18 protein-coding genes and 1 pseudogene are annotated in these 22,764 nt (G+C 60.2%); 6 read left to right on the forward strand and 13 right to left on the reverse strand.

Going from position 1 to position 22,764, the window contains the following annotated elements:
• Positions 1 to 217 precede the first annotated feature (217 nt).
• The 8 genes from I7X13_RS21500 to I7X13_RS11725 all read right to left on the reverse strand — a co-directional run bounded on the left by I7X13_RS21500 (position 218) and on the right by I7X13_RS11725 (position 11,150).
• Positions 218 to 1,843, reverse strand: coding sequence for a murein hydrolase activator EnvC family protein (locus tag I7X13_RS21500; protein WP_317191566.1), 1,626 nt, complete (start codon positions 1,841 to 1,843; stop codon positions 218 to 220).
• 85 nt (positions 1,844 to 1,928) lie between these two features.
• Positions 1,929 to 2,714, reverse strand: coding sequence for a DUF4292 domain-containing protein (locus I7X13_RS11695; protein ID WP_198075628.1), 786 nt, complete (start codon positions 2,712 to 2,714; stop codon positions 1,929 to 1,931).
• A complete protein-coding gene (locus I7X13_RS11700; protein ID WP_198075629.1) occupies positions 2,707 to 4,527 on the reverse strand; it encodes a tetratricopeptide repeat protein in 1,821 nt (606 codons plus the stop codon). The genes I7X13_RS11695 and I7X13_RS11700 overlap by 8 nt, the downstream gene beginning before the upstream one ends.
• Positions 4,528 to 4,640: 113 nt before the next feature.
• Positions 4,641 to 5,651 carry a sugar nucleotidyltransferase gene (locus I7X13_RS11705; protein WP_198069426.1) on the reverse strand — a complete coding sequence of 337 codons (1,011 nt, stop codon included), beginning with the start codon at positions 5,649 to 5,651 and terminating at the stop codon, positions 4,641 to 4,643.
• 60 nt (positions 5,652 to 5,711) lie between these two features.
• Entirely contained in the window at positions 5,712 to 6,149 is a 438-nt protein-coding gene (gene dut / locus I7X13_RS11710; RefSeq protein WP_198069427.1) for a dUTP diphosphatase, read from the reverse strand.
• A 77-nt stretch (positions 6,150 to 6,226) separates the two neighbouring features.
• Positions 6,227 to 8,074 carry a choice-of-anchor J domain-containing protein gene (locus I7X13_RS11715; RefSeq protein ID WP_198075630.1) on the reverse strand — a complete coding sequence of 616 codons (1,848 nt, stop codon included), beginning with the start codon at positions 8,072 to 8,074 and terminating at the stop codon, positions 6,227 to 6,229.
• Between the two features lie 386 nt (positions 8,075 to 8,460).
• Entirely contained in the window at positions 8,461 to 9,972 is a 1,512-nt protein-coding gene (locus I7X13_RS11720) for a lipopolysaccharide biosynthesis protein (RefSeq protein ID WP_198075631.1), read from the reverse strand.
• A 386-nt stretch (positions 9,973 to 10,358) separates the two neighbouring features.
• Positions 10,359 to 11,150: an enoyl-CoA hydratase/isomerase family protein gene (locus tag I7X13_RS11725; RefSeq protein WP_198075632.1), complete on the reverse strand. Its 792-nt coding sequence runs from the start codon at positions 11,148 to 11,150 to the stop codon at positions 10,359 to 10,361.
• Positions 11,151 to 11,391: 241 nt separating this feature from the next.
• On the opposite strand from I7X13_RS11725, the gene mscL reads away from it, so the two are divergent.
• Together mscL and I7X13_RS11735 are read left to right on the forward strand one after the other, a co-directional pair.
• Positions 11,392 to 11,820 (forward strand): large conductance mechanosensitive channel protein MscL, encoded by a 429-nt coding sequence (gene mscL / locus I7X13_RS11730; protein ID WP_198075633.1) that lies wholly within the window; start codon positions 11,392 to 11,394, stop codon positions 11,818 to 11,820.
• A gap of 238 nt (positions 11,821 to 12,058) precedes the next feature.
• Positions 12,059 to 12,508 carry a hypothetical protein gene (locus I7X13_RS11735; protein WP_198069432.1) on the forward strand — a complete coding sequence of 150 codons (450 nt, stop codon included), beginning with the start codon at positions 12,059 to 12,061 and terminating at the stop codon, positions 12,506 to 12,508.
• Positions 12,509 to 12,567: 59 nt separating this feature from the next.
• Here the strand turns inward: I7X13_RS11735 and I7X13_RS11740 are convergent, their stop codons facing one another.
• From I7X13_RS11740 to I7X13_RS11755, 4 genes and pseudogenes are all read right to left on the reverse strand, one after another.
• Positions 12,568 to 12,870 carry a hypothetical protein gene (locus I7X13_RS11740; protein ID WP_198075634.1) on the reverse strand — a complete coding sequence of 101 codons (303 nt, stop codon included), beginning with the start codon at positions 12,868 to 12,870 and terminating at the stop codon, positions 12,568 to 12,570.
• Between the two features lie 87 nt (positions 12,871 to 12,957).
• Positions 12,958 to 16,038 carry a translation initiation factor IF-2 gene (gene infB, locus I7X13_RS11745; RefSeq protein WP_198075635.1) on the reverse strand — a complete coding sequence of 1,027 codons (3,081 nt, stop codon included), beginning with the start codon at positions 16,036 to 16,038 and terminating at the stop codon, positions 12,958 to 12,960.
• A gap of 346 nt (positions 16,039 to 16,384) precedes the next feature.
• Positions 16,385 to 17,617 (reverse strand): annotated as a pseudogene (gene nusA, locus I7X13_RS11750) (transcription termination factor NusA); the annotation flags it as partial.
• Positions 17,618 to 17,633: 16 nt separating this feature from the next.
• Positions 17,634 to 18,104: a ribosome maturation factor RimP gene (locus I7X13_RS11755; protein ID WP_198069434.1), complete on the reverse strand. Its 471-nt coding sequence runs from the start codon at positions 18,102 to 18,104 to the stop codon at positions 17,634 to 17,636.
• 309 nt (positions 18,105 to 18,413) lie between these two features.
• On the opposite strand from I7X13_RS11755, the gene I7X13_RS11760 reads away from it, so the two are divergent.
• The 3 genes from I7X13_RS11760 (at position 18,414) to I7X13_RS11770 (ending at position 20,711) form a co-directional block, all read left to right on the forward strand.
• Positions 18,414 to 18,968, forward strand: coding sequence for a DUF2911 domain-containing protein (locus tag I7X13_RS11760; RefSeq protein WP_198075637.1), 555 nt, complete (start codon positions 18,414 to 18,416; stop codon positions 18,966 to 18,968).
• Between the two features lie 90 nt (positions 18,969 to 19,058).
• Entirely contained in the window at positions 19,059 to 20,096 is a 1,038-nt protein-coding gene (gene selD / locus I7X13_RS11765; RefSeq protein ID WP_198075638.1) for a selenide, water dikinase SelD, read from the forward strand.
• A 21-nt stretch (positions 20,097 to 20,117) separates the two neighbouring features.
• Positions 20,118 to 20,711 carry a hypothetical protein gene (locus I7X13_RS11770; protein WP_198075639.1) on the forward strand — a complete coding sequence of 198 codons (594 nt, stop codon included), beginning with the start codon at positions 20,118 to 20,120 and terminating at the stop codon, positions 20,709 to 20,711.
• A 3-nt stretch (positions 20,712 to 20,714) separates the two neighbouring features.
• On the opposite strand, the gene I7X13_RS11775 is transcribed toward I7X13_RS11770, so the two are convergent.
• Complete coding sequence (locus I7X13_RS11775) at positions 20,715 to 22,124, reverse strand: hypothetical protein (RefSeq protein ID WP_198075640.1); 1,410 nt, start codon at positions 22,122 to 22,124, stop codon at positions 20,715 to 20,717.
• A 173-nt stretch (positions 22,125 to 22,297) separates the two neighbouring features.
• On the opposite strand from I7X13_RS11775, the gene I7X13_RS11780 reads away from it, so the two are divergent.
• Complete coding sequence (locus tag I7X13_RS11780) at positions 22,298 to 22,717, forward strand: ribosome-binding factor A (RefSeq protein WP_198069438.1); 420 nt, start codon at positions 22,298 to 22,300, stop codon at positions 22,715 to 22,717.
• The last annotated feature ends 47 nt before the right edge of the window (positions 22,718 to 22,764 follow it).

Below are 22,764 nucleotides of genomic sequence, written 5' to 3' on the forward strand. Positions count from 1 at the left end.
CCTTCGCCGAATTATCCAGCTAAAGGGCCACCCCACCCTGCATATTTGATACGGTTATCGGTTGCAGCAGGCTAGTAGCCGCTGCTGCCGACAGCTAAGTTTGTTTTCATAGCTCAGAAAGGCACCGTGCTTTGCGCGGTGTTTTTTTATTTTAGGCCGGTTTGGTTAGAGCCAGCCTGTCATCTTCGGCCGTACAGGCTTGAATCGACTCTGCCTGTTAGCGGTGGCCCAGCCAGTTTTCCGGGTTCAGGTTAGACGAGTTGTGCCATACCTGGAACTGCACTTCGGACGTGCCCTCGGCATCCGTCGCCACCGTGCCGATAACGTCGCGGGCACTCACGCGCTGGCCCACGCTCACGTTCACGGAGCGCAGCTTGGCATACACCGTGAAGAAGTCGCCGTGCTGAATCATGACAATGGTGTTCATGCCCGCGATGTTGGTCACGGTTTGCACTTTGCCATCGAAGCAGGCCCGCACGGCCTCGCCGGCCGCGGTCTGAATATCCACGCCCCGGTTTTCCACGGTCACGTTTTTCAGTACCGGGTGCGGATGCCGTCCAAAGTGCTGGCTGATGAAGCCGCGGCTCACGGGCCAGGGCAGCCGGCCCCGGTTGCCCGAGAACGACGACGACAGCTGCGCCGTTTCGGGCGTGAGGGCAATGCGCACGGCGCGACGGTCGGCGGCGGCTTCGGCAGCCGTTTCGGGCGCGTCCATTTCCGGGTTGGCCGTGTCGTTATTGGCGTCGGAGCTGGATTCGGAACTTGCGGTTTCTTCGTTGCGGCGGGTGCGGGCGGGGCCGGCGTTACCGCTGGCATTGTTGCGGGCAGCGGCGGCGCGGCGGGCATCGCGGGCGGCGGCCAGGGCGGCTTCGCGGCGGGCGGCCAGGCGGGCAGCACGGGCGGCGCGGGCTATTTCCTCCCGCACCCGCTCGGCAATCAGGTTGTCGAGGCGGTTGACGGCCTGGCGGCGCTCCTCCAGCTCCTGGCGCAGGCCCTGCTCCTGCTGGCTGAGCTGCTGCACCATCTCATCCTCTTTTGATTTGAGAGTAATGAGGTTCTTGTTCTCCGCCAGCTGGCTGTTGAGCAGACTGCTTTTGCGCTGCTGCTGCTTGGTGAGGCCCGACAGTTGCTCGTGCAACCGGTACTGCGTGCCCATGATGCGGGCCGCCTGCCGCTGCCGCTCCTCGGTGTACTGCCGGATGTAGCGCAGCCGCAGCGCAAACTGGTTGAACGACTCCGAGGCGAACAAAAACATCAGCCGGTTGAAGGCATTGGACGTTTTCGAGGCCGTGTAAAGCAGCCGGGCGTATTCTGCCTTTAGCTGGGCTAGGGTTTGCTGGGTCTGGATAACCTGCTTGGCGGTCTGGTGCACGTTGGTTTCAATGCCGTGCAGCTGCGTCGAAATCCCTTGGATAACCTGCTTTTTCTCGGTCAGTTTTTCGGTGATGACGTGCAGCTGGCCCAAGCTCACCTTTTTCTTTTCCTGGGTTTGGTTCAGGGCCTGGCTGGTTTGCTGAATCTGGCGGAGGTTGGCCTGGCGCTCGCGTTCCAGCTGCTCCTTGCTTTTGGCGCGGGCTGGCCGGGTGCTGGCCGCAGCTTTTGTGCGGGTACGAACGGGCTGTTTTGCACTACGGCTCGGCTTGGCAGGTTGCCGAGCCGATTTCGCGGTCTGTTTGGGTTTGCGGTGCTGGGCACCCGCTGGCCCGGCCAGCAGCAAGCCCAGCAGCACGAATAGCCACCACCGGCCGCGAAGGGCCAGCGCGCCAGCTTTTACTTCCGAAACAAGTGCTTTCTCAGCCTGTACTACCTGCTTATTCAACGTGCGCCATTCAAAACCCGCCACTACTATGGCGGGGCAAAGGTAATCGGGTGAGTGGTTGTTAATTGTTGCCCCGAATCAGTTTCGCGCCATCGCGCTTGCGCCCCCGCTACCTGATGCGCCGAAAGCCCTTGGGCACGGCAAACGGAAACGTTAGCCGCTCGCGGCCGGTATTCACCTTGTTGTAGTTGATAGCGGCCGTGACCACGCCCGCCGCCGGCTGCTGCGCCTGAATAAAAGTGGAATGCGCAAACGGCAAACCGGCGTCCTCGAGCGGCTGAAAATCGGTGTAATCGACGGTGAGGTTGCGCTTGGTGGCTTCGTCGCTCATTTTGAGCTGCTGCACGCGGCCGGTGCCGGCTTGCAGCAGGCGCTCCACCAGTACATCGGCCAGGGGGTAGCTCACGCGCTGGCGGCCGGCTTCTTCGGTGGCCACTTTGGGCGTAGTGCCGCTGGGCGCGGGCAGGTAGTCGCCGAGCAGCAGAGCCTGCATCTGGGCAAAGCTCACGGGCACGTTCAGTAGCTTGCTCAGGTAGTCGTAGCCGCCCGAGAAGTAGGTTTTATCGAGCCGGTTCATCACCCGCACCGAGTCGTGGGTGAGCACAGCCCGCACGCCTTCAATGCCCGCCAAACCCGCCGACACCCAGATGATGCTGTCGCGGCGCATACGCAACGACAGGTTGGCGCCCTGCTTGTTCCCCTTCAGGTTTACCTGGGCTTTCCCCTTGGCATTGAGGTAAGTGAAGGTGGTATTGGTCGCTTTCACCGAGGGCAGCGCCGGCTCCATCGCAACGGTGGAGGTACCCGGCCCGGCCGCCGACGTGGTAGTGGGTACGGCCTTGCGGGCGCAGCTGCCCAGCAGCCCCAGGGCCAGCAGCAAAGTGACTTTATTCATACAGTTTGTGGTCTTTCAATTTTCGCTCCAGCAGGTCGGAAGTGCCTCCAATTTTGTGGGCCCGCTGCCATTCTACCACGGCTTTGTCCTTTTCGCCGAGCTGGAACAATACGTCGCCGTAGTGCTCGATGATGGAGCCGTCTTTGCTGGTTTGCAGCGCTTTTTCCAGGGCAGTCTTGGCCCCGGCATAATCCTTTTGCTTATACAGCACCCAGGCATACGTATCCAGATAGGTGTCGTTGTCAGGGAACTGCTTCACCACTTTGCCCGACATCTGCTTGGCCTTGTCCAGTTTTTCGCCCCGCAACGACAGGAAGTAGCTGTAATTGTTCAGCACCTGCACATTGTCCGGGTCGCTCACCAGCGCCGATTCATAGGCCGCATCCGACTTTTCGTATTCGTGCAGCTCGTGGTAGGCATCGCCCAGCTGCGCATCAAACTGGCCCAGCAGCGGCGCGTTGTTCACCACCAGCTTGCGGCCGTGCTCCAGGGCTTTCACGCCTTTCTGAGGCTGCTTTTTCAGCACGTAGGCCACGCCGTTGTAGAACCATAGCGACGACTGATTCGGAAACAACTCCAGTGCCCGGCCCGAATGCACGAGCAGCGAGTCAGTCTGGTTCAGCTCGGCATCAATCAGCACCACCTGCTGCCACACCTGAAACTTGGAATTATCGTAGCGCAAGGCTTGCAGGTAGGTATTGCGGGCCTCTTTTTTGTGGTCGGTCAGGGTCTGCACATCGCCGGATATGGCGTAGGCCTTGGCATCCTTGGGGTAGCTCTTGACGGTGGCCGCCGCCAGGTCACGCACCAACTGGTTGGTGGGCTCCTTGGGGCTGGGCAGCTGCTTAATGTAGCCCACCAGAATGCGCACCCGGGCATCAATGTCCAGCGCGGGGCTAGCAAAGGCCTGACGCAGCTGCTGGTCGGCCTCGGTATCAAGCTTCTGCTGGCGGTACACCTCCGACAGTATCAGGTGGGCCTGGGGGTTGTCGGGGTCGAGGCGCAGGGCCTGCTGGGTTACGCGCACGGCATCGGGCAGGCGGTTGTTGCTGGCGTACATCTCGGCCTGGGCCAGCACGTAGCGGGCTTCGGTCGGGTTGGCTTTGATGAGCTTTTCGCCCTCGGCCAGCGCCAAGTCCAGCTTGTTCTGCTTAAGGTAAATCTGCTGCTTCTTGAAGGAAATCTCATCCACCTGCCCAAATTCCTTTTCGGCCTGGTCCAGCGTGGTCAGGGCTTCGGGCAGGTGGTTCTGGGCCAGGTACAGGTCGGCCAGGTTGAAGAGGTAGCTACCCGAGTTGGGCACCTGCTTGATGAGCGTGGCGTAGGTTTTGGTGGCCGCATCGTACTGCTTCTGGCTGGCCTGTGCCTGAGCCAGCAGCAGGTAATAGTAGGCATTCTGCGGGTCGAGGCGGGTGGCGGCTTCGGCGTAGTTGGTAGCGTCGCGCAGGTTGCCGCTCAGCAGGTTGGCTTCGGCAATCTTGTAGTTGATGGCCGCGTTGTCAGGGCGCATCGAGTAGGCTTTCAGCAGGTTTTCGAGGCCTTTGGGATAATCCTCCAGCATCACATACTTCACGCCTTCCACAAACAGCGCCTCGCTCTGCTCCTTCTCCCGTTCTGAGAGGCCCGGCATGGTGGCACGCTTCGCACGGAGCTCGGCCACCCGCTTCTCCAGTTCATGTTGTTCTTTTTCCAGCACGCGCTGCTCCCGGCGGCTCAGCTTGGCCGGCGGCTCAGGTGCCCCTGACGGGGCCTGTGCGTATCCCGGGGCCGTCAGCCCCACCCAAACCAGCAGACTTAGAACAACTTGACGCATACACAAGAAAACCGGACCTGAGGCCCGGCCCACGAAATTACGGGGAATAAAAGCCAACGACGCGGCCCCCGCAAGAAGGCCGCGTCGTGCTAACGCATTTCGGACTTAAAATGTCACACCCGCAACTGGTTATAATCGCCGAGGCTCAAGTCGTCGGGGGTGCCGGCCACGGTAGCGAAGTTGCCAATCATCGAATTGGTAATAACCGCGTTCAGCACCGAAGCCGACTGCTGCACGATGGAGTTCGACAAACGCGAGTCGCGCACGTTGGCGCTGGTGCCCAGCGAAACGTGCGGCCCTACTACCGAATCGGTAATAATAGCGCCTTCGCCGATGTAAACCGGCTCGATGATGACGGAGTTGGTGATTTTAGCCGATTCGTGCACCAGCGACTCGCCGCGCTCTTTCAAATACTCCAGGTAGCGCTGGTTGGTGAACACCGTGGCATCCTTGTTGCCGCAGTCGAGCCACTCGGTCACGCGGCCGGGCACGAAAACGGTGCCCTTGTTCTTCATGTTTTCGAGGGCATTGGTGAGCTGGTACTCGCCTTTGTCCTTGATGTCGTTGTCGAGCAGGTATTGCAGCTCGCTGCGCAGGTATTCGCCGTCCTGGAAGTAGTAGATGCCGATGATAGCCAGGTCCGACACGAATTCCTGCGGTTTCTCCACGAATTCCGTAATCTGACCCTGCTCGTTTAGTTTCACCACGCCGAAGGGTTTGGGGTCGTCCACTTTCTGCACCCAGATGGTGCCGGGCACGCTGGAATCCAGCGTGAAATCGGCCTTAAACAAGGTATCGGCAAACGCCACCACCACCGGACCGGTCAAGCTCTCCTTTGCGCACAAAATGGCGTGGGCCGTACCCAGCGGCTCGTCCTGGTACACAATGGTACCCTTGGCGCCTACCGATTCGGCAATTTTCACCAGGTTTTTCTCTACCTCGGACCCGAAGCGGCCGATGATGAAAGCCACCTCGTCCACCGGCTCGCCGCAGACCTTGGCAATATCCTCCACGAGGCGCTGCACAATGGGCTTGCCCGCAATGGGAATGAGCGGCTTGGGAACGGTGAGGGTGTGGGGGCGCATGCGTTTGCCCATGCCGGCCATCGGGACGATGATTTTCACAGTGGAAATATTGTGAGGTGAGAATTACTTTTTTGAAGAAATATAGGCGCGTTTCAGGATTTAGCCAATTCCTGTGCTTCCATACCCGCCCGCGCCACGTTGGGTTGCGCTCAGCGTCTCAACGGGCTGCCAGCTGATGGTTTCGTGTTTGGCAACTACCAACTGGGCAATGCGTTCGCCGTCGTTCACTACGAAGGGTTCATTGGATAAATTCACCAGCAGCACCCGGATTTCGCCCCGGTAGTCGGCATCAATCGTGCCCGGGCTGTTCACGATGCCGATGCCGTGTTTCACGGCTAGGCCGCTGCGGGGGCGCACCTGGGCCTCGTAACCCACCGGAATTTCCAGGCTCAAACCCGTGGGAATGAGTTGGCGCTCCAGCGGTCCGAGCGTGATAGCACCTTCGGGCAGGTGGGCACGCAGGTCGAGACCGGCGGCGTGGGGCGTTTGGTATTCGGGCAGCGGGTGGCCCGAATGATTGATAACAGGGATGTGCATAGGCGGGTAACAGTTCTTAGGTGGGCCAGCGCGCCAAAGATAGGAACGCCCCTATGCTTACCCTACCTCCACTGGAGTTATTCGCGCGCTACCCGAATAACCCGGGTACTGCCGCCCTGTTGCACGGTGAGTAGGTAAACGCCAGCGGGCAGGGTGTTAGCCCCAGGCAGAGGCACGGCACTGGCCCCGACGGGTATGGCGGCGATAGTTTCGCGCACCACGCGGCCCACAGCATCGTTCAGCAGCAGGTGTAGCGGCCCTGCCTGCCGCGCATTCACCGTCACGGTCAGGCGCTCGCTGAAGGGAACTGGTGAGACCTCGGCCCGGAAGCCATCAACGACGTGACTGCCCGTGCTTAGACCAGTACCGGTAGGAACGAGTTCAATGTCGTCTACATAGAGGTAATAGGAGCTGGCAGGGCTGGTGACGTGAAAACCAAAATAATAGGGGCCGCTAACAGTGGGCGTGAAGCTGGAAACTTGGTCGTCGGCGATGCCGGCCGTAGTTGTTACATAATTCGCGTTGGTGATTTGCGTATTAGAAAACAGCACCGTAGACTGCCCGGCCGGGGTGGCAGCACGGCCCACTCTCGCTTCCATCGCCTCGGGGTAGGGCATGCCAAAGCCCCGGTACTTGAATTGGAGTTGGTAAGTAGTGCCGGCTGTGAGGGGCAGGCCCGGCGTGAAAAACCAGTCGTCGGCGCGCTTGCCGGCAACGCTGTAGCCGTAGCGCATCGCTTGGGGGACCGAGTTGGGATTGTTGGCCACCACTTTCCAAGTGCTGCCGTCGTTATTGGCGTTGAGCACTGTGAGGCCACAGGGCAGTACCGAGGGATATACCGCGTCGAAGTTCTCGAAATAGGGCATCGCCGCCGTGCTCACGCAAGGCGTGGTAAAACATACCGGCCCCGCCAATGGACTGGTATAGCCCCCGCTACACCAAGAGTTTATGGTGGCGCAATAGGCCACGTTGGGCACCAGGCTACTCAGTGTAGCCGGCGAGCCAGTGGCCCTCACCAAGGCCCCACCGGCGGATAGCTCATCGGTGTAGATGATTTCGTAGCTCCCCACGCCGGCGGTGGGGGCTGTAAAGGTCAGCGTGGCCGTAGTGGGGGTAGTGCTGCTCACCACCAGATTAGTGGGTGGGGGGCACGGCGAAGTCGTCAGGACCAGTTCTAGCGCCCAGCGGGTTTGCGAACTGCTTACGGTCCAGGGGCCGTTCGCCGTTTGGTAATAAAACTTGTTGGGCCGCACCGGCTCCTCGGGCTGGGTGGCTAGCGCTAAGCCGTTGTCAAGCTCCCGCAGGACCACGTAGAACCCACCACCCACTTGCACGGTGGGCAGAGTCACACTTACGGTTCCAGTTCCCGCCGGCCGTGTTTGCGTGGCCGAGGTATAGAGCAGCGCATTGGGTAGCCCGTTGGGTCCAGGGCTATAGATTTCGACCCGGAAGTGAGTAGCCCCCGCTGTGGTGGCCGCAAACGTGGCCCGGATGCTGCTGAGGTAATTGGCTGTCGAGGGTATGGTAAATTTTGCCGCCAAGGCCCCGCCCATAGCGCCCGCACTGACCCCGGTGGTATTGAGTGCTGCTGTGGTGTCCACATACGCGAGGTGGTTGGTCGACACCACCTGCGTAATGCTGAGCGCATCGTTGGACCAGTCGTCGTCGTCTGCCACGCTTACCGTCACCAAGTTGGTGCCGGGGTTCAGTATGCCAGGATAGGCGTTGAACACAACCGCTACCGGGCTACCCATAGGCAGAAATGGCAACGTTTTGGTATCGGTAAAAGTATTGGCTCCTGTCACGGTCAACGTTACGTGTACATCTTCCATAAGCATTGAGCCCGTGTTGGCCACCATGGCCTGCACTATATGAGGTTGCGCTGCCAGCGTGGCCAGTTTGCCGTAGCTGTGAATGGCAACCACAGCGGCGTCGTAAGCCTTTCGCGGCTTGGCAGAGGGCGGTAAACCAGCAGCGGAGGCTGCATAACTGCCGCCCCCAAGCAGGGCCAGCGCTACGCGGCACCATAGCCATAGGCCCCGACGAAATGTATCAACAGAAGTTGTAGCTATTAGACGAGAACAAGAGAAATGGTATGTGAAGGCCGTTAGCACGGGCCACGAGGCAAGTAGGTCGGCCATAAAGCTCTCGTACTTGTCGTCTTGGTAAGTTTTCATTATGGAAAGGGATTGGGTAGGCCACAAATGAAAACAATTCCAAGGTGATATAAAGCATTTCTACATAAAAGACAAATATTCCGGCCGGGCCTCCTCGCCCCGGCAACTACCGTGCAGGATTGCAAGCCGTGCCGCTACCCCTGGGCAATGCTCACGGCGGACCGGGGCCGCTCCACCCCATACAGCGCCAGCAGGAAGGCTACCGTGAGGCCCGCGTGCCAGGCGTGGCGCACCCACCAGCCCGCCGGCTGCACCCACCAGCCCAGCGCCACCAGTCCTGCCGCAAACACCAGCCACAGCCCCAACCGCAGCGCCGGATACGGCACCGGGAAGTGCCGCTCGCCCAGCCGCCAGCACAGAATGGCCATCGTAAAATAGCAGGCCAGCGTGGCAATGGCCGAGCCCAGGTAGCCCAGCAGCGGAATCAGCACGAAGTTGAGGGCAATGGTGAGCACCGCGCCGCCCGCCCCGATGTAGGTGCCATAGTACGTCTTATCGGTAAGCTTAAACCACACCGACAGGTTGTAATAAACGCCCAGAAACAGGTTGGCCAGCAGCAGAATGGGCACTACCACCAATCCCTGCAAATACTCCGGCCTCCGCAGAAACAACTGCCCAAAATCCTCCACGTTCAGGCTGATGCCCACAAAAATGACCGCGCAGCACAGCGTAAACCACTTCAAAATCATGGCAAACGTGGCTGGCGAGTTCTTCTCCGTGCTCTGGGCAAAGAAGAATGGCTCGGCCGCGTAGCGGAACGCCTGAATAACCAGCGACATGAAGATGCTCAGCTTGTAGCACGCGCCGTAAATGCCCACCGCTGTAAGGCTGCTCTGGCCGGGATAGAAATTATCCGGCAACCACTTGGGCAGCAGAATCCGGTCCAGCGTTTCGTTTACCATGCCGGCCAGCCCCATCAGCATCAGCGGAAAAGCATAGCTGAGCAACGGCTGCAGAAACGACAGATTCAGGCGAAAGCGGAAGTCCAGCAGCTCGCGCCCCAGCAGCAGCAGCGTGAGGCCGCTGGCAAAGAGGTTGGAAAGGAAAACGTAGCCCACGCCCATGGCGGGGTCGTACACCCGCGCCACCAGCGGTTGCAAAGAGGCCAGCCACTTACCGCTCATCACGGCCGGGCAGAGCACGATAAAAAACAGGTTTAGCGCCACGTTGGCGATGATGCCGGCCAGCTTGATACCGGCAAACTTACGCGCCTTATTCTCCAGCCGCAGCCGCGCAAACGGGATGGCCGTCAGTGCATCCAGCCCCAGAATCAAGGCCACCCACACCGCATACTGCTCGTGCCCGGGCGGAATTTCCAGTAGGCTCAGCAGCGGGCGCGCCAGCAGCATCAGCAGCACCGTGAGGCCGGCCGTGCTTACCAGCAGCAGGCTCAGCACCCGGTCGTACAGCTCCTTGCGGTCGGTACCCGCCCGGTTGGCGAAGCGGAAAAACGTGGTTTCCATGCCGTAGGTAAACACCACATTCAGAAACGACACGTAGGCGTACAGCCCTGTCACTACCCCGTACTCCGCCGCCGAAAACGCCGCCGTATATATCGGCACCAGCAGATACGTGAGCACCCGGCCCACGATGCTGCTCACGCCATACACGGCCGTTTGGGAGGCTAACTTTTTGGCTACACTCATTCTGTATTCAAAAGAAAAGGCAGCCTAGTAGATAAACCAAGCAAATCCATCACGGTCGTAATAACCTATAAGGCAATACAAGATGACACCACTGGCCATCATTAAAAGCCCCAGTCTAGGCATTTTACGCGTTTCCAATGCGATTCCGACTAACGCCACTAACCACGGGCCTATCAGGAGAAGCAATAGAAAAGGCCCGAAATAAGCTACCTCGTACAACGCTTTATAGTCGGTGAACCGGCCTCTCCCATTTTGACTCACGTCTGTTGTATGGAGCAAGTTCAGGTGGTGCAATCGCAGATAAATTCCAAGAGCAACAGCTGATACCAATGGCAGTACACTGGTCCAGGTAAATACCCTCTCCTTTACCGTAACCACCATCGGCATTAGTTACCAGTGAACACCGCTGGGCGCTTCTCCACAAATGCCGTGGTGCCTTCTTTGAAATCCTCAGTGTTGAAAGCCTGTTCGAAAGCCTTCGCTTCGGTTTCGTAGCCATCGGCACCTTTGGCGTAGTGTGCGTTCACGCAGTCCAGAACCAGGCCCACGGCCAGCGGTGCTTTGCCCAGAATCTTGGTCAGCAGCTGCGTGCAGAAGGGCAGCAGCTCGGTCGGCGTCACTACGTGGTTTACCAGGCCCAGGCGCAGGGCCTCGTCGGCCTTCACCATATCGGCAGTCAGCAGCAGTTCAATGGCCTTGCCCTTGCCGATAAGCTGCGGCAGGCGCTGAGTGCCGCCGTAGCCGGGGGGCAGGCCCAGGTTCACCTCCGGCTGCCCAAACCGGGCATTGTCCGATGCTACGCGCATGTGGCAGGCCATGGCCAGCTCGCAGCCACCGCCCAGCGCAAAGCCGTTTACGGCTGCTACCACCGGTTTGGGACTGGCCTCAATGCGCGCAAACGCCTCCTGTCCCGCCAGTGAGGCCCGGCCGGCTAGCTCCGGCGTGAGGGCCGCCAGCTCCGCAATGTCCGCGCCGGCTACAAAGGCTTTCTCGCCACTGCCCGTCAGAATAATGCCACGCACCTGCGGCTCGGCCAGCGCTTGCTGCACGGCCGCGTCGATGTCGGCGATGGTGGCTGCGTTCAGCGCATTGAGCTTGGTGGGCCGGTTGATGGTGATGGTGAGGATGCCGCTGGCGGCGTCTAGGTCGTAGAGCAGGTTTTCGAAAGAAGCAGACATAAGCAGAGAAGAAGCCCCGAAATGCGGTTGGCAGCGCCAAAGATAGGACATGCGCCGCCCCGTGCTGGTCGGGCTAGTGCCCTGGTTCAACGTCTCGGCAGCCTTTCCGAACGAAAGCATCGGCCGGCCCAAGCCAAAACCAGCCAGCTTTGCCCCGGCAATCAGGTATAGCTATTTGAATTTAAATAGGTAGCTTTAGCGCCATACCTACTCTTTTTTCACACCTAACCCCCTTACTACTATGGGCTTTGTTTCCGAATTTAAGGAGTTTATTTCCAAAGGCAATGTGCTCGACCTGGCAGTCGGTGTCATCATCGGCAGTGCGTTCGGCAAAATCGTGTCTTCGCTCACCGACGACATCATCATGCCCATTCTCAGCGTATTCACCAGCGGTATCAACTTCAACGAGAAGTTCATTACCCTCGACGGCAAGCACTACGACACCCTGAAAGCCGCCCAGGATGCCAAAGCCGCCACCATCGCCTACGGCAACTTCATCAATGCCGTCATCTACTTCCTCATCATCGCCTTCGTCATCTTCTGGGTAGTGAAGCTGGCTAACCGTTTCAAGAGGCCCGCCGAAGTAGTTGTGGCCGTCGAGCCTGCTCCTACCAAAGACCAGCTCCTGCTGGCCGAAATTCGCGACTCGCTGCGCGCTGGTCGCGCCTAAGCCGCTCGTTCCGTTCAACCAGAAAAAACCGTGGTTTGCCGAGTGGCAGGCCACGGTTTTCGCTTTTTTGCTTCAACCAGTCGTTTTATTCAAACCAGTTAATTGTTCGATTCAAAATAAGTTGCGAACTTAGGGGCCACCTAACGCCGCAGGCCTTCCTTTTGAATGCCCGCATTGAACCACCCACTTCGCTCAATCGTTAGGCCGCTATCCTGCTCCCCTCACCCCATTGCGCCCTATGAAAGTATTGTTTGTTGCCGCACTTCTTGGCGGCCTGAGTTTTGGAGCTGCTTCGGCGGCCCACGCCCAGACCGGGCCCGCCTTCCCCATGCCCGGCAAAGCCACCAGCGAAGAAGGTGCCCGCGTCACCTCGGCCACCAACGCCCAAGAGCTGGCCCGCAACCAGCGCCGCGCCGCCATGACGCCCGACGAAGTGAAGCGCGACCAGCAGCTTGAGCTTCTGGAGGCCCGCACCGGCAACACCAGCTTCGGTGCCCACGGTCCCGAGCGTCAGTTCGATTCCAACCGTAGCGGCAGTGGCTTCATGGTGCGCAAGTTCAAGGCCTCGCCCGGCAAGCCCGGCTACGTGAGCAAGCGCGGCTCGGGCCACACCCCCGGCAGTTCCAACCCCGCCGGCAAGCCATTGGTACACAAGCACAAAACCAAACACAAATTCCTGTTTTTCTAGACCACGGATTCATTCGGCTTATTTTACTCATCTCCGGTGCCTCAAGTGCCGGAGATTTTTTATTGCTCGTTCGATAGGAAGAAGCTGTCCACAATTCCCCGGTTTTCCGGTCGTGCCGCTTGCGTCGGGTGTGCGTCAATTTCTCGGCTTTCTACCTGCCAGTCTGTACCAGGCACGTTGCTGATGCGTATGGCTTCGGCCACAAGTTTTTCAAAGTCAATTCTATCGGTACCATCCTCGTGCCGGAGCAATACCTTCTCGTCAATCGGCACGGCTACGTAAGAATCTTCATACGTCACCCGCCGCAGGCGGAGTTGAACCGAATAGCTCTGTGGCTCTTCGTTCTCAGCAGAATTTTCCATTGTTGATGTTAAGACTAAAAGCAAAAGTGGCGCAAACTTCGGAAACCGAAGCCTGCGCCACTTTTGCTTTTATCAATGATGCTGAAATTACAGCGTGCGTTTGATTTCCTTTTCTTCGAAGCCCTCAATGTTGTCGCCTTCTTGCAACTCGTTGAAGCCCTTGATAGAGATACCACACTCGTAGCCCTGGCGCACCTCGCTCACGTCGTCTTTGAAACGCTTGAGGTCCTGAATATCGCCGGTGTGTAGCACGATACCGTCGCGCACCACCCGCACCTTGGTTTTGCGGGTCATAGTGCCTTCCGTCATCATACAGCCGGCAATGGTGCCCACTTTCGTGATGTTGAATACCTGACGCACCTCAGCGTTGGCCACCACCACTTCCTGCACCGTCGGGGCCAGCATGCCTTCCATGGCATCCTTCACCTCGTTGATGGCATTGTAAATGATGGAGTACAGGCGAATGTCAATCTGCTCGTTTTCAGCCAGCTTGCGCGCGCTCTGCGAGGGCCGCACCTGGAAGCCGATGATGATGGCGTCGGAAGCCGAAGCCAGCAGCACGTCGCTTTCGGAGATGGCACCCACCCCTTTGCTCAGGATGTTTACCTTCACTTCCGGCGTGCTCAACTTGAGCAGCGAGTCGGAAAGAGCTTCCACCGAACCGTCCACGTCGCCCTTCACCAGGATGTTGAGCTCTTTGAACGAACCGATAGCCAGGCGGCGACCAATTTCGTCCAGCGTGATGTGCTTCTTGGTGCGGATGGTTTGCTCGCGGGCCAGCTGCAGGCGCTGAGTAGCAATTTCGCGGGCTTCGCGCTCCGTCTCCATTACCTGGATACGGTCGCCGGCCTGCGGGGCACCGGTGAGGCCGAGCACCTGCACCGGCGTGGCGGGCGGGGCCGACTTCATTTTCTTGCCGCGGTGGTCCGTCATGGCTTTCACACGGCCGAAGTGCGGGCCGGCCAGAATCACGTCGCCCACGCTCAGCGTGCCGGTTTGCACCAGCACGGTGGTCACGTAGCCACGGCCTTTGTCCAGCGAGGCTTCAATCACAGTACCGATGGCACCACGGTCGGGGTTGGCCTTCAGGTCAAGCAATTCGGCCTCCAGCAGCACCTTTTCCAGCAAGTCTTCAACGCCAATGCCCGATTTGGCCGAAACCTCCTGGCTCTGGTATTTACCGCCCCATTCTTCTACCAGAATATTAATCTGGGAGAGCTCCTCGCGGATTTTTTCGGGGTTGGCCGCAGGCTTGTCAATCTTGTTGAGAGCGATGATAATCGGTACCCCGGCGGCCTGCGCATGGTTGATGGCTTCCTTGGTCTGCGGCATTACCGAGTCGTCGGCTGCCACCACGATGATGGCGATATCCGTCACCTTGGCACCACGGGCACGCATAGCCGTAAAGGCTTCGTGACCAGGCGTATCAAGGAAGGTAATGGGCTGGCCCGACTTCGTGCGTACCTCGTAGGCACCAATGTGCTGCGTGATACCACCGGCCTCGCCTTTGGCTACACTCGCATCGCGGATGTAGTCAAGCAGCGACGTTTTGCCGTGGTCGACGTGGCCCATGATAGTCACGATGGGGGCGCGCGGACGCAAATCCTCTTCTGCGTCGCCGGCATCAATGCTGATTTCCTCTTCTTCGGCCGACAGGAATTCCACGTCAAAACCAAACTCGTCGGCAATCACAGTAATGGCTTCGGCATCGAGGCGCTGGTTGATGGACACGAACATGCCCATGCTCAGACACACCTTGATAACCTCGTTCACGTTCACGTCCATCAGCGAGGCCAGGTCATTGGCCGAGATGAATTCGGTGAGCTTGAGGGTCTTGGCGTCGAGCTCGTTCTGCGCACGCAGGGCCTCGCGGTCCTCGGCCAGCATGCTACGCTTGTCGCGGCGGTACTTGGCGCGGTTCTGATTGTTGCCGCCCTTGTTGCCTCCGAGTTTGGCCAAAGTGGCCTTAATCTGCTCCTGAATCTGCTTTTCAGCCTGCTCAGGCGTGAGCGCCGGTGCATTCGGTTTCGGACCGGGCTGGCCGGTACGCTGGTTGCCACCCTGGCCGGGGCGGTTGCCCTGCCCGGGGCCACCGGGACGGTTGCCCTGGTAGCCACCACCCTGGCCGGGAGCGCCGGCGGGGCGGTTGCCTTGGTAGCCGGGGCTGGGGGGCGAAGTAGTGCTGCCAGGAGGGCCGGGCAGGCGTGTGCGCTTCTTCTGGCCGGGGCCAGCGGGCAGGCCGCGCTTGCTCACATCCGACGAAGCAATGGGACGGGGGCCACGCCCACCTGGGCCACGCCGGTCGTTGTTAATGGACGACAAATCAATTTTGCCGAGCACGGTCAGGCCTTTCAGCGTGTCCGACTTGGCAACGATGGTGCTGGTGTCTTCGGGCGTGGCCGTAGGCTCAGCCGGAGCGGCTGGAACAGCGGCTGCGGGGGTCGGAGCAGCAGGAGTTGCCGAAGCAGCCGCAGGAGCTGCCGGGGCGGCGGGCGCAGTCGGAGCAACGGCGGCTGGCGTCTCGGCTTTTGCGACGGGCTGGGCTACGGGAGCAGCAACCGGTGCTGGAGCAGCCGGAGCTTCAACTTTAGGAACTGGAGCTGCGGGAGCTTCCGCTTTTGGTGCGGCCGGAGCAGGCGCCGCAGTTACCGGCGCAGGAGCCGGCGTAGCCGGCCGGGGCGGAACCACTCGACCTTTGCTATCCAGCTCAATTTTGCCCAGCACCTTCAGTCCAGGTACGCTGGGTGCTTCGGCTGCCGGCGTAGGAGCCGGAGTAGCGGCCACAGGGGCTGCTGGCGCTGCGGGAGCAGCCGGGGCTGGCGCAGCTACCACCGGAGCAGCGGCAACTGGCGCAACCGGTGCGGCTGGCTTGGGAGCCGGGGCAGGCGTAGCGACCGGCGCGGGGCGCGGGGCTGGGGCAGCCGGTTTCGGAGCCGCGTCGAGGTCGCTCTGGCGCTTGGCCTGAATGACTTTCTGGGCTTCTTGACGGTCGTGGGCAGAGGCGGCGAATTCCTTCTCCAGCGAGGCCACTTGCTCACCGGTGAGCTTCGTGGTCGGCTTGTTCTCTACTTGGATACCTTTTTTGGCCAGGGCTTCTACCACCCTGTCCATTCCAATATTCAGGTCTTTGGCCGCCTGTTGTAGCCGTTTCGGGGTTGCTTCCGCCATTCTATCTTTTCTCGCGTACGATACGCTTCTAATTGCAAAGGTATTACATTAAATCTTGCCAGCAGGGCACAAACCGCGCCTGCTGGCTCGATTTGTTACCCTTGCCGTACCGGCCGCGCGGCCGTCATTGGGCTGGCTCGGCGGGAGAGCTCGCGCCCGCTTCCTCAGTCGTGGTCGTGGTTTTGTCCTCGGTGGCATCAGCCAGGGGCGTGTGTTCAGCGGCCGTTTCGGTGGCCGAGGCGTGCGTTACGGCAGCTTCTTCGTCGGCGGCACCGGCGTTTTTACTAGCGGTAGCGCTGTTTTTAGCCGTTTCCAGCGAGCTCTCGTCGAGGTCTTCGTCGTCGGCAAATTCTTGGCGGATAATGCGGTACACATCGTCCACCATTTCCTCTTCCAACTCCGTGCGGCGCACGATGTCGTCTTTCTTCACGGCCAATACGGCGCGTCCGGTGTCCAGACCAATTTTTTTCAATTCGGCCAACACCCAAGGCTCGATTTCGTCCTGGAACTCGTCCAGCGAAATGTCTTCCTCGTAGTCAATGGCTTCGCGGAACACATCGATTTCCATGCCCACCAGGCGGCTGGCCAGCTTGATATTGGCACCACCGCGGCCAATGGCCAGGCTCACCTGGTCGGGCTTCATGAATACGGAAACCCGGCCGTTTTCCTGGTTTATCTTCATAGAACCCACCTTGGCCGGCGATAGTGCCCGCGCAATATAGAGTTCGAGGTTATCGGTGTAGTTGATGATGTCGATGTTCTCGTTTTCGAGCTCACGCACCACCGGGTGAATGCGGCTGCCTTTCATGCCCACGCAGGCACCCACAGGGTCGATGCGCTCATCGTAGCTTTCTACGGCAACTTTGGCGCGCTCGCCGGGCTCGCGTACCACGTTTTTGATGACGATGAGGCCGTCGTAAATCTCGGGCACTTCCAGCTCGAACAAACGCTCGAGGAAAGCGGGCGCGGCACGGGACAGGATAATTTTCGGCGTACCGTTAATTACTTCCACGCGGTGCACCACGGCGCGCACGGTATCGCCCTTGCGGAACCGGTCCTTGGGGATTTGCTCGCCCTTGGGCATCACCAGCTCGTTGTCGTCCTTGTCCATGATGAGGGCCTCGCGGCTCCATACCTGGTAGACTTCGCCGGTCACGATTTCGCCCACCTGGTCCTTGTATTTCTGGTACAGGTTGTCGCGCTCGAGGTCCTTCACGCGCTGAATCAGCGTTTGGCGGGCCATGAGCACGGCGCGGCGGCCGAAATCCTCTAGCTTCACGCCTTCGGCTACGGATTCCCCCACTTCGAAGTCGGGTTCGATTTTCTGGGCTTCGGCCAGCGGAATTTTGTCGTGGTCCCAGATATCCTCCGAGTTATCGTCCACGATTTCGCGGTTGCGCCAGATTTCGAGGTCGCCGTTGTCGGGGTTGATGATGACGTCGAAGTTTTCGTCCTGGTCGTACTTCTTGCGAATCATGGTGCGAAACACGTCGTCCAGGATGCTCATCATCGTGGGCCGGTCGATGTTCTTGCTCCGGGCAAATTCGCCGAAGGATTCAATGAGTTCGTGGCTATTCATAGAGGCAGAACTGTATTTATTTGAAAGAGATAACAACCTTGGCCTCTTTAATGTCCCCGAAGGAATAAAATGCGGCGGGCAGGGTGGTTTTCTTGGTTTTCTGTTTGATAACTTCTTCGATTTCCACGCCTTCGGGGGTGGCGGCAGTGAGGACGCCGGTTTTTTCGGTGCCGTCGTTCAGCTTCAGGGCCAGCGAGCGGCCGATGTGACGCGGGTACTGGCGCGGGTCGGTGAGGGGCTGGTCGGCGCCGGGGCTGGTGACTTCGAGGGAGTACGCGGATTCTTCGCCGTAGTGTTCGTCAATGCGGCGGCCCAGGCGGCGGCTGATGGTGGCGCAGGACTGGATGGCGAGGCCGTTGGGGCCGTCGAGGGTGACGGTGACCTTGGGCAGCACCGAATCGGACACGGTGAGGCTCACAACGAACAGCTCCTCGGCGCCGATGGCGTCGTGGAGCATTTCCAGCAGCAGGTTACGGTCGAAACGCATAGGATTTGGAAAAAGCGGGCAAAAAAAGAGGGGACTGCGCGTCCCCTCTTTATCAGATTGAATACCAACTTCGGGGCAAAGGTACGACAATTGGCTACGGAATGCAAGATGGGGCCGGTATGCCCAAGCGAGGCCGCAGAACCTGAGCCATTCTAGGGGGTGCACAGGGTCTGTATTTGAAATCGGTACCGGCTGCAACTCCGGCGGCAAGTTGCGTCTTTAGTAAACCGTAACGGCTGGTGCGGAGTTTGCGAGTCGGCAGCCGATATTCACGGCCACATTCACTCTCATTTTCAGCCTTTAATTATCATGAAATCACTCCTGAACCTTCGCTCTGCCGCTTTCGGCCTGACACTGGCATTGGCCGGCACCGCTGCACACGCCCAGACGACGCCCGCCACCATGCCGGCGCCCGCCAAAGATGCCGCGAAGCCCAGCCCGGCGGCCACCGCTACCGGCAAGATTGGTGCGGCGGATGTGACGGTGAACTACAGCAGCCCGGGCGTGAAAGGCCGCAAGATTTTTGGCGGGCTGGAGCCTTATGGCAAGGTGTGGCGCGCCGGGGCCAACGAGGCCACGACGGTGGAATTCAGCAAAGCGGTGACGGTGGAAGGCAAGCCGCTGCCGGCGGGCAAGTACGGCTTTTTTGTGATTCCGGCCGAGAGTGGGCCGTGGACGGCCATCTTTAACAAGGTGCCGAACCAGTGGGGTGCGTTTAAGTACGACGAGAAGCAGGACGCGCTGCGCGTGATGGTGACGCCCCGCAAAACGGCAGCCGTGACCGAGCGGTTGGCGTATGAGGTGACGCCCAAGGCCCTGGTGCTGCGCTGGGAGAATGTAGAATTGCCGGTATCTATCAAGTAAGCTAAGCGCTGATTTTTGGCCGGAATGGCGGCGGGCGGCCCGGGTGGACCGCCCGCTTACTTTTGTGCCTTCGCCAGACATACGTACCTCATGGAATACAAGCTCACCCAATACAGCCACGGCGCGGGCTGCGGCTGCAAAATCGCGCCGGCCGTGCTCGACCAGATGCTGCACACCAGCATTGCCCAGCCGCACCACGAAAAACTGCTGGTGGGCAATGCCAGCCGCGACGATGCGGCCGTGTACGACATCGGCGGGGGCCAGGCGGTGATTTCAACCACCGACTTTTTCATGCCCATCGTGGATGATGCCTATGATTTCGGGCGCATTGCCTCGGCCAATGCCATTTCGGACGTGTACGCTATGGGCGGGCGGCCCCTGCTGGCCATTGCCGTGCTGGGCTGGCCCGTGGATAAGCTGCCGCCCGAGGTGGCACGCCGCGTGCTGGAAGGAGCCCGCAGCATCTGCGCCGAGGCGGGAATTCCGCTGGCGGGCGGGCACAGCATCGACTCGCCGGAGCCCATTTTTGGGCTGGCGGTGACGGGCATGGTTGATATCAAAGACCTGAAACAGAACGATACGGCCACGGCGGGCTCAGAATTATTCCTGACCAAGCCACTGGGCGTGGGCATTATGACGACGGCCCAGAAAAAGGGTTTGTTGCGGGATGAGGACGCCAACATTGCGCCGGCCCAGATGATGCAGCTGAATAAAATTGGCGCGGAGCTGAGCAAGCTGCCCGCCGTGACGGCCCTGACCGACGTGACTGGTTTCGGCTTGCTCGGGCACCTGGCCGAAGTGTGCGAAGGCAGCCACCTGACGGCCGAAATTGACTTCAGCAAAGTGCCGCGCATTGCGGCGGCCGAAAGCTATTTGAAGCAGGGCAGCGTGCCCGGCGGCACGGGCCGCAACTGGGCCAGCTACGGCCATAAAATTGGCCCGGTGACGGACGAGCAGCGCGCCTGGTTGTGCGACCCGCAAACGTCAGGCGGCCTGCTGGTGTGCGTGGAGCCCAGCGGCCGCGCGGCCGTGGAAGCCATTTTTGCCAAGCACGGGCTGGCGCTGGAGCCCTTCGGCCACCTGCGGGCGCACACCGATGGCGAAGCCTGGGTGCAGGTGCAAGCCTAGCGCGGGGCCGGGTTTTTAAGCATGAAATCAACTTTTTTTCGCCCGCTGCTTGAAGCGGCAGTGGTGATTTTTCTGGTGCTGGGGGCGGCGCGCTGGGTCACGGGGCTGTTTTCGAAGCGCACCTACGTGTACCAGAGCACGGCGGCGCGGCAGCTGCGGCTGCTGTTCTGGCCGCTGCTGGCGCTGGGCGCGGGGCTGAGCGTGCTGCCCGCCGTAGCCATGAGCGGGGCCGAAGCCAGTACCTTCGAGTGGCTGCTTACGGCGGGGTTCATGCTATTTACGCTGGCCCTGAGCGGACCGGCGCTGCTGCTGCACCTGCGCTACTGGGTGATAAACCACGAAACTACATTGGTTTTTCAGCCCGTCGACAATCGGTTTGAGGTGTACGAGGCCGGGCAGCGGGTGCCCTTTGAGCGGCGGGATTTGGCCCGCGTGGAGCGCGTGACGTGTAGCGCCCGCCGCACGTTCTGGGCGAAATATGACTACCTGACGCTGCGCTTATATGATGGCCGCGTCATCACCCTCACCTCCCTACTCACGGATTTGGAGCCGCTGGCCGTTTTTCTGCGCAGCCTGCCCACAGACCGGCGCACCAAGGCGTGGTGCTGGGTGTAGCCCTTATTTCCGTTTATACAGGCCAGGCGTGTCCGTTGGCTTGTAAGCGCTAAAGATACTGGGCAACAATTGCTTCAGGCGGGGCACTGAGCGGCTTTGGTCAAGCAGGTAGGTGGGCGGGGTGGGGCCCATTTTCTGGGCTACGCGCACCACAGCGGCGTACTCGTTGAGGTGGCCAAAATCAACTTGCGACAAGGTCCAGTCGAGGTAGGGCGTGGCGGGGTGGTTATTGAAGTAGGCGCGGTCGTCGGGGCCGAGGATTAGGAGCGTCTGGCCGCGCAGGGCGGCATAGCGCGGGTCGGGCTCGAGGCCGAAGCGGCTTTCGGCAGGCATGTGCAGCAGGCTTTCGAGGCGTGGCACATGGGCGCGGTAACGCAGCACTACCACGGCATTGATGATGAGCAGCAACAACAGCTCCAGCAACCAGCTTTGGCGGTTGCGCTGCCATAAGAACAGGCTAAAATACGCTAACGGCGGCAGCAATAGCACCAGTGCGCCAGGGGCCGCGCCGCGCTCGACGGCGGCGGCCACGGCGGCCACGGCCAGCCACACCAGCATCATCTGGCGGAATTTCACCTGGAACACCAGCCCCAGCGACGTGCCCAACGACCGCAGCAGCGCCAGCGCCAGTACCAGCATGGGCACAATCAGCAGGCGCAGCTGCAGGCCGGCGGGCAAGCCGCTGGCTATGAGGTCGGTGAGGCCCGGCTGCAAGTGAAACTGCACGAAACCCGGCAGCGCATCGGTGTAAAAGAAAAACGTGCCCACCAACGCATATGGGAAGAAAAACCCGCACAGCAGCAGCAACGAGCTGCGGAAAGAGTTGGCTGCGAAAATCACCACCGCAAACAGCCCCACTATCACAAACAGGCTCAGCGGCAGGTAGCACAGCGCGCCCAGCCCAATCAGAAACCCGGCCCGGAACAGGCGGCGGTTGTCGTAGCCCTCGCGGGAGGTGGGCAGCAGCGCGCTCAGCGCAAACACGATGAAGGTATTGCCCAGCAGCAGCGGCGAGAGAGCATCCAAATCGGTACTCACGCTGCCCACCAGCAGGTAGGTGAGGGCGGCCACGTAGCCGCGCTCGGGGTGCACGTCGTAGCGGTTGAACACCAGGTTCAGGCGCAAGGCCTGAATAAAAAGCAGCCCCAGCGCCACCATGCGGTAGAGCCACACGGGGCGCACCAGCACGGCATCGAGGGCGGCGAAGGCGGCGGCGGCCAGCGGCGCGGTGCCGTCGTAGAGGTCGCGGTAGGGCATGGCCCCGCCGTGCAGCCGCTCGCCCACCAGCAAAGCCCGGAGCTCGGCGGCCGTCAGGGGCAGGCCCAGCCAGAGCAGCGGCAGGCGCAGCGCCAGCACCAGTAGCACCAAGGCCAGCAGCTGCGTGGACAACGAGCTTTTAAAAAAGCGAAGCAAAGCGCGGGAGAATAAGGGAAATGGGAGAAGGCAAAGGTATCGGGAGGATGCGTTCTGCCGCCACTGACTGGCAATGGACTCGCCGGCCTAACCCTGCTGAAGGCCCTATCCCGTTTTCCTTATTCCCTATCCCCTACACCCTTCTCCCCTATCCCGTACCTTTGCTAGTCATTATGGATAGCAAACGACAACAAAAAATGGCCAGCCTCCTGCAACAGGAGCTCGCGGCCGTATTGCAGCGCGACTTACCACACCTGTTTGGCGGCGGGCTGGCCCCCAGCATCAGCATGGTGAAGGTAACCCCCGACCTGGGCCAGGCCCGTGTGTACCTCAGCCTGCTGCTGGGCAATGATGCCAACGAGCGCCTCGAAATCATTAAGGATAACGCCAAGGAAATCCGCCACGCCCTGGCCAAGCGCATCCGCAAAACAGCCCGCGTAGTGCCCGAGCTCATCTTTTTCCACGACGACAGCGCCGCTTATGCGGCCCATATGGACCAGGTGCTCGGCACGCTCCATATTCCGGAAGCTCCGAAGGAAGACTCTTCGGACGACGACAAGCCCGCCCGCCCGCGCCTTTTCAACAATGAGTAACTGAGTGAAGGAGTGACTGAGTGATGATTTAAACAGCCACTCAGTTG

Origin of the sequence: Hymenobacter negativus, from assembly GCF_016056375.1 — a bacterium.
In the GTDB taxonomy this organism is placed as follows: domain Bacteria; phylum Bacteroidota; class Bacteroidia; order Cytophagales; family Hymenobacteraceae; genus Hymenobacter; species Hymenobacter negativus_A.

Coding starts and splice junctions, on each gene's coding strand:
- I7X13_RS11770 (WP_198075639.1), top strand. CDS start 20,118: ATGAAATCAACTTTTTTTCGCCCGCTGCTTGAAGCGGCAGTGGTGATT.
- mscL (WP_198075633.1), top strand. CDS start 11,392: ATGGGCTTTGTTTCCGAATTTAAGGAGTTTATTTCCAAAGGCAATGTG.
- I7X13_RS11725 (WP_198075632.1), bottom strand. CDS start 11,150: ATGTCTGCTTCTTTCGAAAACCTGCTCTACGACCTAGACGCCGCCAGC.
- I7X13_RS11760 (WP_198075637.1), top strand. CDS start 18,414: ATGAAATCACTCCTGAACCTTCGCTCTGCCGCTTTCGGCCTGACACTG.
- I7X13_RS11780 (WP_198069438.1), top strand. CDS start 22,298: ATGGATAGCAAACGACAACAAAAAATGGCCAGCCTCCTGCAACAGGAG.
- I7X13_RS11755 (WP_198069434.1), bottom strand. CDS start 18,104: ATGCGTTTCGACCGTAACCTGCTGCTGGAAATGCTCCACGACGCCATC.
- I7X13_RS11720 (WP_198075631.1), bottom strand. CDS start 9,972: ATGAGTGTAGCCAAAAAGTTAGCCTCCCAAACGGCCGTGTATGGCGTG.
- I7X13_RS11700 (WP_198075629.1), bottom strand. CDS start 4,527: ATGCGTCAAGTTGTTCTAAGTCTGCTGGTTTGGGTGGGGCTGACGGCC.
- I7X13_RS11735 (WP_198069432.1), top strand. CDS start 12,059: ATGAAAGTATTGTTTGTTGCCGCACTTCTTGGCGGCCTGAGTTTTGGA.
- I7X13_RS11740 (WP_198075634.1), bottom strand. CDS start 12,870: ATGGAAAATTCTGCTGAGAACGAAGAGCCACAGAGCTATTCGGTTCAA.
- infB (WP_198075635.1), bottom strand. CDS start 16,038: ATGGCGGAAGCAACCCCGAAACGGCTACAACAGGCGGCCAAAGACCTG.
- dut (WP_198069427.1), bottom strand. CDS start 6,149: ATGCACATCCCTGTTATCAATCATTCGGGCCACCCGCTGCCCGAATAC.
- selD (WP_198075638.1), top strand. CDS start 19,059: ATGGAATACAAGCTCACCCAATACAGCCACGGCGCGGGCTGCGGCTGC.
- I7X13_RS11695 (WP_198075628.1), bottom strand. CDS start 2,714: ATGAATAAAGTCACTTTGCTGCTGGCCCTGGGGCTGCTGGGCAGCTGC.